Annotated in this window: 11 protein-coding genes; all 11 read left to right on the forward strand. The window is 43.7% G+C overall.

Annotation, left to right across the window (positions count from 1 at the left end; genetic code table 11):
* Positions 1 to 12: 12 nt before the first annotated feature.
* On the forward strand, positions 13 to 6,306 hold the full coding sequence (locus ABUA34_RS01640) for a DUF5057 domain-containing protein (protein ID WP_349818529.1): 6,294 nt from the start codon (positions 13 to 15) through the stop codon (positions 6,304 to 6,306).
* Between the two features lie 119 nt (positions 6,307 to 6,425).
* Entirely contained in the window at positions 6,426 to 7,811 is a 1,386-nt protein-coding gene (locus ABUA34_RS01645) for a shikimate kinase (RefSeq protein ID WP_349822751.1), read from the forward strand.
* Positions 7,811 to 8,902, forward strand: a complete 1,092-nt coding sequence (locus ABUA34_RS01650) for a M24 family metallopeptidase (RefSeq protein ID WP_349822770.1) — start codon at positions 7,811 to 7,813, stop codon at positions 8,900 to 8,902. Before ABUA34_RS01645 ends, ABUA34_RS01650 begins: the two co-directional genes overlap by 1 nt.
* A 250-nt stretch (positions 8,903 to 9,152) precedes the next feature.
* Positions 9,153 to 9,710 (forward strand): elongation factor P, encoded by a 558-nt coding sequence (gene efp / locus ABUA34_RS01655; protein WP_055144922.1) that lies wholly within the window; start codon positions 9,153 to 9,155, stop codon positions 9,708 to 9,710.
* Positions 9,711 to 9,905: 195 nt separating this feature from the next.
* Complete coding sequence (spoIIIAA, locus tag ABUA34_RS01660; protein ID WP_015533566.1) at positions 9,906 to 10,838, forward strand: stage III sporulation protein AA; 933 nt, start codon at positions 9,906 to 9,908, stop codon at positions 10,836 to 10,838.
* 15 nt (positions 10,839 to 10,853) lie between these two features.
* Entirely contained in the window at positions 10,854 to 11,372 is a 519-nt protein-coding gene (locus ABUA34_RS01665) for a stage III sporulation protein AB (protein ID WP_349822752.1), read from the forward strand.
* A gap of 17 nt (positions 11,373 to 11,389) precedes the next feature.
* Entirely contained in the window at positions 11,390 to 11,590 is a 201-nt protein-coding gene (spoIIIAC, locus tag ABUA34_RS01670) for a stage III sporulation protein AC (RefSeq protein ID WP_015533564.1), read from the forward strand.
* Between the two features lie 22 nt (positions 11,591 to 11,612).
* Positions 11,613 to 12,005, forward strand: a complete 393-nt coding sequence (gene spoIIIAD / locus ABUA34_RS01675; RefSeq protein ID WP_349822753.1) for a stage III sporulation protein AD — start codon at positions 11,613 to 11,615, stop codon at positions 12,003 to 12,005.
* Entirely contained in the window at positions 11,995 to 13,203 is a 1,209-nt protein-coding gene (locus ABUA34_RS01680; protein WP_349822754.1) for a stage III sporulation protein AE, read from the forward strand. Before spoIIIAD ends, ABUA34_RS01680 begins: the two co-directional genes overlap by 11 nt.
* Positions 13,204 to 13,221: 18 nt before the next feature.
* Positions 13,222 to 13,695 (forward strand): stage III sporulation protein AF, encoded by a 474-nt coding sequence (locus ABUA34_RS01685; protein WP_015533562.1) that lies wholly within the window; start codon positions 13,222 to 13,224, stop codon positions 13,693 to 13,695.
* Positions 13,695 to 14,303, forward strand: a complete 609-nt coding sequence (locus tag ABUA34_RS01690; protein ID WP_022216696.1) for a SpoIIIAG-related protein — start codon at positions 13,695 to 13,697, stop codon at positions 14,301 to 14,303. The genes ABUA34_RS01685 and ABUA34_RS01690 overlap by 1 nt, the downstream gene beginning before the upstream one ends.
* Positions 14,304 to 14,306: the final 3 nt, after the last annotated feature.

Here is a 14,306-nt window from a genome sequence, read left to right on the forward strand (position 1 = left end):
GAGGAAAATACAGTGTTTAAGAATAAAAAAATAGTCTTATCATCTATAGCTATTATATTCGCACTTGTAGTCAGCTCTATATTTGTGAATTATACACTGGCTAACTCCGATTCTCAGGCTTCCCTGAGTGATGCGAACGGCAGCGGAAGCAAATCTACAAGTCTGACAGGATTGTCCAATATCGATCTGGCAGTCAAGAACTCCAACGATGCTGGCAAGAAACAGACAGGAGAGGACAAATTCAGAATCGTCCAGATAGTACCTGATTCATATAGTGGTAATGCAGATATGGATGAGAAGCTGAAGGAAACCGTCACTGATAGCAAGTTTTCAGGTGATGCGAAGAAGCTGACAGGATACGATTCAACAACATATCTCTGGAGATATGTGTATGCAGGTGAGTATTTTAGACTTGCAGTGTTCAATGGATATAAGACGATAAGCGATAACATGGCTGCCGGTGCGGTGACTCTTACAACTTGTACAGTCAGCGAGCTGAACAGCATGGATACAACAGCCCAGGGAATCCTCAATCAGGCGGATTTCATATATATTTGGGCGAATGGTGCCAGCGATTATGCCAGCAAAGCAAATGATATAAGCGAGGATCTGTATAACTGGTTGGATGCGTATGCTACAGCAAACTCACATCCTATAGCATTGTGTACAGGAACTCTGTGTACATCAGAGCCAGAGCTTATAACAGGAAATAATGATGATTACAGAATGGGTGCACTTGCATACAAGCTGATCACTAAGGGTGCTGTGGCAAGATATGATAATGTCCTTGTTACAGAGCCGGATTTCTTTAAGACACTTTATCAGGAGGCAGATGATAACAAGACGACTCCTGATATAAACAAGACAACAAAGACGATCTCTGACTTTATTCTTCAGGCAGAGAGAAAAGCCAGCGAGGGTGGTAGCGATTACCTTAACTATGGAACATACTATAAGTGGTATGAGGGTGTATCAATACTTGATTTCCTTGATGGTAACATACCGGATAATATCAAGGATTCCACATATGATAAGGCTGGTTCAAGATCAGGTCTTACAGGAGACAGAAAGTCGTGGAACTTTGATAATGCCAAGATACTTGTGATTTCAGAGGACGGAGCCGGCAGTGCAATGTTCAGTGAAATCACAGAGAAGAATAGCAGTGCTACACGTGGAGACATGGCTTCTGCTGATTACACATTCAATGCGAAGACAAATACATGGGAATCTGTACAGAAGGCTCCAAACAGCGATCTGACAGGACATATGTATGCGAATGGTACTTCAAGCAGTGGTACAGGTCTTTCAAGATATGTGCCAAGTGGTGCTGATGTTTATCTCATTGACAGTGCCGATCTTGTAGAGGCGATGACCAATGGCGGTAAGGCATTTAAGAATGTCAACTTTGCAACATCATACTATAAGGATGTCAAGACAAAGTCAGTTTCCGGTACAGTGAGATGTACTGATGATGCAGGTGATGCAGTGGATCCAGCAGCAGATATGTATGCATATCTTGTAGTAGAAAATGGAACACAGCTTAATCTGGCAGGAACATCAGTAGATATTCTTATGAAGGCTCCTCTTGAGATGAAAGAGGTTCCGAAACTTGACGAGAATGGTCAGGAGATAAAGGATGCTGATGGCAACACAGTTATGGAGACTGTATACACATACAGCTTTGACAGACTCAGCCCTGAATATAGCTACAAGGTTGTAGTTGGAGGAGATGTCAGTGATGACCAGTTCTCTTATGATGATCTTGTGGTTGGAGTAGCTGATAATTCCGGTCTTGTTGACGGAAGTGATACTGATTATCAGTATGATTTCAATATTAAGACAGTTGACGAGGACAATGTATCAGGATACACATACAGAATAGACGCAGCAGGAACAGAAGATGAGAATGTTGTAGTTACATATCAGGATTTCCAGGAGAATGTTGGTAATGCAGATCTCAATTATGAGTATAAGAGTGATCTTGTATATACTAATCTGGATTTCTCAGATGCGGCAAAGGTTGTTTCGTATGTTACTGGTCTGCATGACAAATATCTCGAAACCCAGGCAGTATTCATGAATGGTACTTATGATAAGCTTGATCTCTCAGAGTATGACTTTGTATTTATTGACAAGGGTACATATAACAAGGAGATAGGCACAGCGGTATTCAAGGATCTGTGCAGTGCAGTCGAGAGTGGACAGTATTTTATAGTTTCTTCTAAGGCCGGTGACGGAAAGGGCTCAGGAGATGGCAGTGGCGATGATTCAGATCCAACCATTCCGGTAGTTGATTCACCATCGGCAAAGGCAGTGGCTGATGTTATCAATGCCAGTGTGTATCGCGATGGTTCTGATAACAAGTTCAAGGTACTTGAGATTCAGCCGGATTATCCGATTGATCTTGAGGTGGCAGCACTTCAGGATACCGTAAGTACAGCTTATACAACAAGAAGTGATGGAACAACTAAAATAACAGGAAACTATTATACAGTTCCATCTGATGTAGTAAGTGGTAAGTCTAAACAGGAGCTTGCGGCCAGAACAGAGTATTATGATTTTGATCTTACCAAGGCGAAGATAGCGTATGCTATCGATGGAATATCCATTGGAGATATTCAGCTCACTCAGGTTTCGACCGAGCAGCTCATTGGTATGAAGGAAGATATAGCAGCGACATACGATCTGGTATATATCGGTGGCGATATAAGTGCTATGGATAGAAATCCAGCGGAGATGTACAAAGGACAGAATGATATCGGTAATGCTACGCCGGGTTACACATATCAGATATTCCCAACATTCATCATGTATTACCACACAGGTACACTCAGTCAGTTGATGAATGCATCTACATATAGCCCAGATACAGCACCTATATCAGGATCAACAAATATGCTTGCATCACCAAAGGTTGGTGACAAGTATTACACAACAACATATCTTGCAGAGAATGGTAACGACCTGACAAACACAAAGTATCAGGAGCTTCTCACATACATGGCATCAGGCAGACCGATGATCATAAGTGATGAGCTTACCAGCGTATATGAGAATATGCAGGGTACAAATGCAAATGGTGATAAGCTTTCACAGGCTGAGCTCCTTCAGGGATATTGGTATAAAGATGGAAAGCTTGAGAGAAAGAATTATTATCTCGATCCATCATCAAGAATGTATCAGTTGGTAGATACTCTCTATGCAAGACATACAGGAGCAAATGGATCAAATATTCTGTGGGGATTCGATAAGGATGCAACACAGTATATAAGTGATAAGGATGGAATATACGGTAACAGTTTATGGACAAAGCGTGTTCAGTCACTTGCTGGAGGTAAGTTCAAGGAAACTGATTATATGGACTCAGACGTACAGGATCAGTCATGGTATAAGCGTCCGGGAACAGATACTGTATATTATAATTACAAGGTAGTCTATGATGATGCAACTTCAGCATCTCTTAACAGACTGGTGACAGGAAGTGCACATAGAACAAGACTTACTATCACTACAAAACCAGTTACATATCAGCAGGGAATACAGCAGACTTATATCAAGTCCAACAGACTACAGTTTACATTCCAGGTTGATGGTGACAAGTCAGTATATAACTACAAGTTGTTTGTAGATGTTGATAAGAATACAAAGTTCGAGAAGGGCGGCGGTGATTATTGTCTTGAGGACAAGATCACAAATGGTCAGGAGAAATCACTGACAGTAGCGCTTGACTCAGAATTCTTTGGATCAGCAGCATGGTATCTTGAGATAACAGATGAGGATGGCAATATAGTTGCTTCTTCTACAGGTCTCAGCAAGATAGTAAACAATAATGTATCAAAGAGTGAGATAAATGTTCTTCAGGTTCAGACAATGGCAGAGGGACAGACGGCAACCTCATGGGGAGCAACTGATACACTTTACTTTGATATTGAGTCACAGACAGCTCACAAGATTGCAAAGTACAATGTATTTGCAAACATGGCAGAGCTTGATAACGCTTCAACTACTCAGTATGCAGTTCTTGGAAGACATGAAAACAGATTCGGCGTATATGAGTTTGATACAAACACAGATGCGGATGATTATTATTCGAATCTTGCAGATGAGCTTTCAGAGGATTATGACATAAATCTTGATCTTGTGGTTGCTTCAAGTGATAGAGCTTCATTCAAGACAGGAGATGGAGTAGATGCTCAGTATGATTGCCTTGATACTATGGTAGAAGAGGCTGAGAAGCTTGCCAAGGGTGAGAAGGTTGATGGACATAGTCAGGAAGAGTACGAGAGCCTTGCCGCTGTTGCACTTACAGAATATTCAGCAGCGTCAGCAAAGGTTGCAACGCCAAAGAAGATTCTTGATAACTATCTCAAGAATGCAATAGACTATATTGATGGTAAATATACAGGAACTACAAATTACAGTACATTTATCAATAATTTCAGGACAAGCAATGCAGAGACAAAGAAAGTCCTTCAGTATATGCAGGATACAGGCGATTATTATCTGATATTCTGGCCAAAGTACAACACAATGAATCACTGTGAGGGTGACTTCAAAGCAGGAAAGATGTCAGATGATTTCGGAGCTGATTTTGCTAAGTATTATTCAGATTATGTGACAGCAAAGAACGCAGAACTTGAGGCAAAGGATAAGTACAATACTTACCTCAGACGTTCATATGGTAAGAGCTTTATGAAGAACATGTACTCAATACTTGTTCTTGGACCATCGGATTCATTTGGTGGATTTAAGGTTGACTTCAAGAAGGAAACATGTCAGTACATACTTGACTATGTATCAGCAGGAGGAGATTTATTCTTCTTCCATGATTCAATGTCACCATATGCAAATGCAGGTGCAGTTAACCTTACAAAGTCACTTTTATCAGTAGTAGGAATGAACAGATTCCATGTTGATATAACAGACAATGTTGTTAAGTATGACAATCCACTTAAGCTTGGTAAGTATAACGTTAAGAGTGTTTCTTACAGCAAGGCTTCTGTTAATACAAGTACACTGGAAGTTACATACACAGCAGATGGAACAGTTGATGATGTGACATATACATCACCGGATAGCAGCTTGTATTACCTGACACCATATGCAAATAATCCTACTGCAGGCGAAGGATTACTGAACAGTATGAATTCTAACATTATGGATGTATTTGTTGAGAAGAACGCATACTGGCAGCCATATCTTGGAAAAGATAAGAAGGTATATGTAAGTGCACTTGCAATGACAGCACTTTACTACAATGGTAATATGGCTGGTGCAACAACTACACTTCCATATGTATATGCACAGGAGTCATATAAGGCAGCAACAGCCTGGTCACAGGCTTCAAACCAGGATCAGTCAGCTTGTGCTGAGACAGTTAAGGCTACACAGCTTAACTCAGGTCTTGTAACATTGTATCCATACAACATAAGTTCATCACTGAACATATCGGGTACACATCAGCAGGCATTTGCACTTGATCTTGAGAGTGACAACATAACAGTATGGTATACTCTTGCAGGTTCAAATAACTCATCGAACAGTAAGATGCGTTCATCAAAGTATGCAGCGGATCCTGGAGATGCAATGGAGGCTTACTTCATCTACACTACAGCTTATGGCAGTGGTGCGATCACATATTGTGGTGCCGGACATTCATCAGTTACAGGTAGACGTACAAGAAACAATGATGAGAGAAAGCTGTTCATCAACGTTATTGTAAACAGTGCATCAGCAGTACCAGAGATGCCAACTATCAAGTGTTACGATCCAAAGCAGACATGGGCTGCAGAGGATGAGCTTCCAAAGGATGCAGAGGCACTTGCTTCATCAGGAAAGACTGTATATGTAAGTGAGGTTGACTCAAAGACAGATGATCCTGAGTTTGATTATAAGATTGGAATTCCGGAGAAGACAAAGGTAACAAAGGTTAACATTTACTATGATCTGGATTACGATGATTCCGATTACTCAATCAGACCAAGCTATACAGAGAATACTGATAAGATGATTAAGTCATACGATAAGATTGGTACAGCCAAGTTAACATCAATTGCAGGCGATATAAAGGATATTGTGAGAAATGGCAATGGTACAGCCCTTACACCTGATGATTCGTGTTATGCACCATATGGTGGAAATTACACATACATCGTTGTGGAGGTATATTACCAGGGCAAGACAGTTCCTGTATATACAATGATCAAGGTTAAGGCCGCAGATCCATTGTTCGACCTGACAGACAATACTATAGACGTTCCGGCACTTGGAGATTTCATTGCCGAGAAGAAGAATGTATTTGCATAATGCGTATATAGTATAAATAATAGCAATAAATATAGAAACCGGGGTGGTTATATACTCCGGTTTCTTTTTGTGTTATACTGACTCTGTTCAAAATAAGAGACTGAAGGATGGAGATACATATGGAGATAAATGGAAAGACAAGATTATTAGGTTTGCTTGGTGATCCGGTTCAGCACACCATGTCACCGCTTATACACAACACACTCAGCGATATATTGGAAATCAATGAAGTGTATGTGCCGTTCCACACCCATAAGGAGGGGCTGGCGGATGCTGTAAAGGGTGCATTTGAACTGAATATACTGGGAATGAATGCCACTGTGCCTCACAAGAATGAGATAAAGGCTTCACTTGTGGATATAGATGAGGGGGCAGCGGCAATAGGTGCGGTCAACACTCTTGTCAGGACTGCAAACGGTTATAAGGGATATAATACGGATATGATGGGGCTGTCAAGAGAACTGGAGTCCTACGGAGTGAAACTTGATGGTAAGAGGGTTATCATACTTGGAGCAGGTGGCGCAGCGAGAGCTGTGGCATATATGTGCATGAATAAGGGTGCGGATAAGGTATATATCCTTAACAGAACGATCGAGAAGGCACAGACGATAGCAGAGGACATGAATGGTCATTTTTGCAGAGAGACAATGACTGCCATGAGACTTGGTGATTATGGACAGTTACTGCAGGAAAATGTAGATAATAAGTTCGTGGTATTCCAGTCCACATCGATAGGTCTGGCACCGAAAAATGAGGCGGTAGTCATCGATGATCCACATTTTTACGACAGAGTCAGTGTGGGAATCGATCTCATATATAATCCGTTTGAGACAAAGTTTATGAAGCTTTGCAGACAGGCTGGAGCATTGGCGTACAATGGTTTGCGTATGCTCCTTTATCAGGGAATAATTGCATATGAGCTCTGGAATGATATATCTATATCAGAGGATGTTGCTGATATTGTGTACGACAGGTTGCTGCAGTCAATCAGAGAAAATGTGATCCTCATAGGATTTATGGGATGTGGTAAGACAACTGTCGGGGAAGCTCTTGCGAGAAAGCTGAACTTTGATCTGCTGGATGTGGATTCTTATATAGAGGACAAGGCTGGTTGCAGCATAAAGCAGATATTTGCCGACAAGGGGGAAGAGTATTTCAGACAGCTTGAGACAGATACTCTTAAGGAATTGAACAGCCGGCTGTCACATACGGTTATATCCACTGGAGGTGGACTTCCTATGAGACAGGCGAATGTGGATGAACTCAGGCGAATGGGCAGGATCATATATCTGGATGTTAAGCCTGAGGAGGTAGTAAGGCGACTTGCGGGAGATACGACCAGACCTCTTCTGCAGGGAGAAAATGTTGACCAGAGAGTGAGAGAACTTATGGAACAGCGAGGACCGGTATATGAGGCTGCCGCTGATATTATAGTTCCGGTTACAGGAATTGAAATAGATGAGATAGTACAGGAAATAAGTTCTTATATAGAAGGTGGGAGATGATGGTTATGGACACAGCAATTGCTTATGAAAAGGTCAGAAGGATAATAGATGAGATGAATCTTGATGCGATATTGATCACTGACAGGTACAACATGAGATATATAGCATCGTACCGCGGCGAGGGCGTTATAGTTCTGGCAGGATCAGGTAAGACAGTCATAACGGATTCAAGATATACGGAGCAGGTCCAGCGCGAGTGCGAAGGATATGAATGTGCGGATATTGCTGGAAAAGGATATGTTGCGTGTATTTCATCTATTCTTGATGGACAGAGAAAAAATTCTGGGAATCTGAGAGTTGGATTTGAGAATCTTAGCATCAGCTATAGAGAGTATTCGGAATATTCGACAGGAATATTCGGTGTGGAATGGATAAGCCTTGATGGTAAGCTGGATTCCTTAAGAGAGATAAAAACTGATGAGGAGATCGAGAATATCCATATAGCGGAGTCAATAGGAGACAAGGCATTTTCACATATACTGGAATATCTCAGACCTGGCATTACAGAGAAGGATGTTGCGCTTGAACTGGAGTATCATATGAAGAAAAATGGTGCGGATGGCTTGAGTTTTGACACCATAGCTGCATCTGGAATGAATTCATCTATGCCGCATGCTATTCCTACGGATAAGACTCTGAATAAGGGTGACTTTCTCACTATGGATTTTGGCTGTATATATGAGGGATATTGTTCAGATATGACCAGAACCGTAGCCATAGGGCAGGCATCTGATTCAATGAAATATGTGTATGATACGGTACTCAAGGCTCAGACGGAGTCTATGAACATGATAAAACCAGGAGTCAGATGTAACGATGTTGATGCTGTTGCTAGACGTATCATAGCCGATGCCGGATATGGAGATTGCTTTGGACATGGACTTGGACATTCGGTGGGATTGTTTATACACGAGAATCCGAGATTTTCACCTAAGTGTGATGACATATTGAAACCTGGCATGGTCATAACGGTCGAACCGGGAATCTATATTCCTGGACAGTTTGGTGTCAGGATTGAGGATCTGGTTGCTGTGACGGAGGATGGTTATAGGAATCTTACAGGATCAGAGAAGAAGTTGATAGAGATTTAGTAGTGGCGGCTATCACGATATAGAACTCAGGTATTATACCGCAGGTCTTATACCGGGAGCCATCGTGAGTGCCGTAGGAGTATGTACGTTTGTATTGCTGTGTATATACGACAGTAGAAAGCGCAGAAACGGAGCCTTACCTGATAAAGGTTGATGGTATGGTAAAAAATAGTTGAAAATTTATTTCATATATTATAAAATGTGACAAGAAGTTTATATCTTTAAGGAGGATAAGATAGTTATGGCAGAGATGATCTCAGCAGGCGATTTTAGAAACGGCGTTACAATCGAATTCGAAGGAAATATTTATCAGATTATAGAGTTCCAGCACGTTAAGCCAGGAAAGGGTGCAGCTTTCGTTAGAACAAAGCTTAAGAACATCAAGAGTGGCGGTGTTGTAGAGAAGTCATTCCGTCCAACAGAGAAGTGTGAGAAGGCTCACATCGAGAGAAAGGACATGCAGTATCTGTACAATGACGGAGATCTTTATTACTTCATGGATCCAGAGACATATGATCAGATTCCTATCAGCTCAGCAGCTATAGGTGATTCACTTAAGTTCGTTAAGGAGAACGAGATGTGTAAGATCTGTTCACACAATGGCAACGTATTTGCTGTAGAGCCACCTCTCTTCGTTGAGCTTGTTATCACAGAGTGCGAGCCAGGTGTTAAGGGTGATACAGCTACAGGTGCAACAAAGCCATGTACAGTTGAGACAGGCGCACAGGTATCAGTACCTCTCTTCGTTAACGAGGGTGACACGATCAAGATCGATACACGTACTGGCGAGTATCTTTCAAGAGTATAATAATTGTTACCAGCATTAGGATATAACTACCTACGATAACATATAAGAAGAATAAGAGTCCCGGTGATTCAGGATATTTGAATCGCCGGGACTTTTTTGTGCTGTAAGCAACCCGAGGTTCTAACCTCCCCACCCTCTGAATATACTTTTTATGTAGCTGTACAGACAGTGTTATATAGAAGAAGGACGATACATATGTGTGGAGAAGATATATTGCATCTGCTTCCCATCAGGATCAGGTGCATGGTTGAGAAGCTGAGGCTTGATTATGGGAGACTGTGGGAGATACGTCTGAGGGTGAATAGTCCCTTTATACTTAGATACGAGGACTCGGAGATATATGTTGATTCCTGCGGATCAAGAACCTGTAATATGAAGGATGCGTACATAGTGACTGCCAGGGATGTGAACGACACTCTGGAATGTATCTGCAATCATTCCCTGTATGCCTATGAGGATGAGATACGTCAGGGCTTTATCACCGTGTGCGGTGGACACAGGGTAGGAGTTGCGGGCAAGATCATACTCGATGGAACAAGGATCAAATGCATCAGACACATATCATTTCTTAATATCAGGGTGGCACATGAGATCAAGGGATGCAGCGGTGATGTCCTGCCATACATATACAGTGACGGCAAGCTGATGAACACGCTCATAGTGTCCGCTCCGTGTCACGGCAAGACCACACTGCTCAGGGACATCATAAGAGTAGTGTCTGACGGAGGAATGACAGTTGGTGTGGTTGATGAGAGATCGGAGATAGCGGCGTGCTACAAGGGTGTTCCGCAGAATGATGTCGGAATGAGGACTGATGTTCTTGACTGCTGTCCAAAAGCTTCAGGAATGATGATGCTGGTTCGAACCATGGCGCCTGATCTCATAGCGGTCGATGAGATAGGAGGGCAGCAGGATGTCGATGCCATTTTCGGCGTGATAAACTGCGGCTGCCGTCTGCTTGCAACTGCACATGGCTATTCCATGGATGATGTGAGAGACAGGGCAGGGATAAGGCGTCTTGTGGAGAACAGGGTTTTTGAGAGGTATGTTGTGCTTGGAGGCGATAAGGCAGGACAGATCTCTGATATATTTGACGGCCAGGGCAACCGGCTTTGCTGGTACGATTAGATGGGAGGCAAGGACATGGTTAAGGCGATAGGGGGATGTCTGATCGTATATGCCTCATTTATGGTGGGACATGCCATAGGGCAGTTGCATGGGCGCATGGTGAAGGAGATGGAGGAAATGCTGCTCTTCATACAACTGTTCAAGGGGCAGATCATGTATGCCGGATCGGAGCTCCCGGAGATACTCGCCGACAGTGCAAAGCGTCTCAAGGGAAATATTGGTAAATGGGTGAACGGTCTGGCGGAGATGTCTGAGAAGAACAGGGACAGGCCATTTGCAGAATTGTGGACAGACTCACTGGCGATGCTGAGGCGGGACAGTGCCCTGAGCTTGGAGGTGCTGGCGGATGTGGACAGGCTTGGAAAGATAATGGGAGATATGGACGTTGAGGCACAGCTCTCAAGGATAAATCTTGTGGAAGATATAATTACGGACAGATACCAGCGGGAACGCGCCAGAAGTTCCGGGATAAAGAGGCTTGCCAATTCACTTGGGCTGCTTGGAGGCGTATTCATAGTTATATTGCTCATGTAGGTTAAGAGGGAGAGACGATGACGATCCAGATACTTCTAAAAATAGGTGCAGTGGGAATTCTGGTGGCACTACTCAACCAGATACTAAAACATTCAGGCAAGGAGGAGCACGCCTATCTGCTCAATCTGGCGGGACTCATCATTGTGCTTTCCTGGGTTATCCCGTACATAAGTGACCTGTTCAACGAGATCATGGATATTGTAAATATAGGACAATAAATGAGAGTAGATGTGGGGGTAAATGATGAATCTCATGGCGGTTTCTCTGGCTACGGTGATCGTGGTTCTGATAGCGGTGAAGATAAAAGAACTGGATTCCGGGTACGGGATCGTGTTGTCCATAGCCGGGTGTGTGATGCTCATGTATTTTGTGGTGAGCAGGTTCAGACTTATAGCTTCGTACATAGACAGGCTGACTGCGTACGTGTCGGTGAATATTTCATATATAGACGTGATCCTGAAAATGATAGGTATAGCGTATATATGCCGATTTTCATCAGATATCTGCAAAGATGCCGGCTGCAATGCCATGGCATCCCAGGTGGAGATGGCGGGAAAGATAACTCTTATTTTGCTCAGTATGCCCATACTCATGGGAGTTATAGATCTGGTGGTGACCATAGTTGAGGGGTAATTTGATAGTGGTGGTGCTGATGCTCTTTATGGGGGTGTCAGTGCCTGATGCGGCAAATGTGTGTAATGAGAGTAAAGTTGAATCATATGATACAGATATCAAATATTGTCCAGAATTTTATGCTGAGAATGAAAAGGAAAATACCACGGAAAGTGACTCTGATATTAACTCAGATATATTGGAGGACGACTCCGTCATCGGAAGCCTCAATGAGATCACAAAAGACAAATCCGACGTGACCTTCTACGACATATACGAGTCCCTAAAGAGTGGTGACGTGGATTCCACCATAGACATGGCACTAAAAGTGTTTTCCAACAGTGTCATATACGAGGTCAGGACAAGCAGGGGGCTGGCGCTGCAGATCATAGCGGTGATCGTGCTCGGAAGTACATTTGCCCAGCTTGCGGGAAATATGGGCGAGTATGTATCCGCCCATGGTTTCATGGTTACATACATGGTGTTGTTATCGCTGCTGCTGGGGGATTTCGTCCTAGTGCAGTCCATCGTGCAGGACACCATAGGAGATGTCACGGAGTTCATGAAAGCGTTCTATCCCATGTATGCCTCGTCTGTGTTATATGTGAGCGGCCCGGAGAGTGCCGGATATTCACAGTCGGTCATAATCCTGGTGATATACATTTGCCAGAATGTGATAATAAAGTTCATACTCCCCCTCATCAAATGCGGCGGGCTCATAGCACTCATAAATAATCTTGGAAGCGAGGATTATTTCTCCCGGATGGCGGGGCTTATGAAGAGCCTGGCGGTGTGGGGAATGCGGACAATGTTTGCGGTGGTAACCGGGATAAATGTGGTCAAGAGCATGATAGCACCGTCCATGGACAGGCTTTCAAGAAATGGCATACTCAGGACATTGGGAAAAGGTGCAGGTATGTCCACGGTGAGCGCTGTCATCAGTGTGATGGTGAGCACAGGAGAGTTTATCAGAAACTGTATGGGGATGGCGTGTACGATCATGATAGTCATACTGGCCGCAGTGCCAATGATCAAGATAATCGTCATCATGTTCATATTAAGGTTCATCGCCGCGGTGGTGCAGCCGGTCGGAGACAAAAGATATGCCGAGGCAGCAGGCATCATGGCGGAGACAGTGGAGCTGATGCTGAGGGCGTGCGGAATAAGCGTGATGATGTTCATCATAAGCATAGCCCTGATGTCGGTGAACATATCATAGAACGGATGGAGGATGTGCATGCTTGCTGAGTGGCTGAAAAATATAGTTGTGTGCAGTATACTTTTTTCTGTCGTGCTGTATATTGCCCCGGATCCGAAGATGCGCAGATATGTCCAGTCGGCTGTGGGATTTGTCATGATGATGGTCGTGATAAATCCTGTCATAGGCTGGCTTGGGTATGCGGACAGGATAGAGTTCAATACATACAGTGAATCGCTTGGAATGGACGTGGCCGAGGGCGATGATGAGATGTATGTCAGGGCCATGGAGGAGGTAGTGGAGCGGTTTATATCTGACAATTGTAATGCCGATGCGGTGGTGCGTATAGTCACCGGGGAGGAGCTTGGGATAGACAGCATGGAGATATACATACAGTCTGATAAAGTAGACACAGACGGACTGAGATCCGCAGTGTCAGAGGAATATGGTGTTGATGAGAACAGGATTACCATCAGGAGGGGCAATACAGATCATATGCAGGAGGGACTGTAGTGGAGGATTCTAAGAAAAAGGGAATATCGGGGATCATGAATATATTGAAGAGCAGCAACAACAGATTATACAAGTTGCTGCTCATTTTGCTGTCAGGGATTTGTCTGATGATAGTTGTGTGGCCGGCAAATAACAGCAAGACTGATAAAAATGACCTAAAGAGCGGATGGACCGGACAGTCCGATGAGACAGACGCGGATGTGACCGGCGGAAATGACCGGAATATGTCAGGGGATACCACGGATTATGTGGAGTATATGGAGGAGAGACTCACATCAGTGCTTGAGCAGGTGGACGGAATATCGGATGTGAGAGTGATGATAACGGTCAAGGACAGCGGTGAGAACATAGCACTCAAGGACTCCGGAAGCAGTTCCAGTGAGAACGGCGACAGCAGCCAGAGAAGCGTGTCGGAGGAGACGGTCATGGTGAGTGAGGGCAGTGGGAGCTCGCCGTATGTGGTCAGGTACAGGGAGCCGGAGACCGAGGGTGTGGTTATCATTTGCAAGGGGGCGGAAAATGGCGATACAACGCTGAAGATAACGAATGCAGTGCAGGCATTATTTGACGTGCCGACGCATAAGATTGTGATATTAGAAGCAAATTAATGT

It is taken from the genome of Coprococcus sp. RTP21428st1_C9_RTP21428_210409, from assembly GCF_040227395.1.
Classification (GTDB): Bacteria; Bacillota; Clostridia; order Lachnospirales; family Lachnospiraceae; genus Coprococcus; species Coprococcus aceti.

Coding starts and splice junctions, on each gene's coding strand:
- spoIIIAA (WP_015533566.1), top strand. CDS start 9,906: ATGTGTGGAGAAGATATATTGCATCTGCTTCCCATCAGGATCAGGTGC.
- ABUA34_RS01665 (WP_349822752.1), top strand. CDS start 10,854: ATGGTTAAGGCGATAGGGGGATGTCTGATCGTATATGCCTCATTTATG.
- spoIIIAD (WP_349822753.1), top strand. CDS start 11,613: ATGATGAATCTCATGGCGGTTTCTCTGGCTACGGTGATCGTGGTTCTG.
- ABUA34_RS01650 (WP_349822770.1), top strand. CDS start 7,811: ATGGTTATGGACACAGCAATTGCTTATGAAAAGGTCAGAAGGATAATA.
- ABUA34_RS01685 (WP_015533562.1), top strand. CDS start 13,222: ATGCTTGCTGAGTGGCTGAAAAATATAGTTGTGTGCAGTATACTTTTT.
- ABUA34_RS01645 (WP_349822751.1), top strand. CDS start 6,426: ATGGAGATAAATGGAAAGACAAGATTATTAGGTTTGCTTGGTGATCCG.
- efp (WP_055144922.1), top strand. CDS start 9,153: ATGATCTCAGCAGGCGATTTTAGAAACGGCGTTACAATCGAATTCGAA.
- spoIIIAC (WP_015533564.1), top strand. CDS start 11,390: ATGACGATCCAGATACTTCTAAAAATAGGTGCAGTGGGAATTCTGGTG.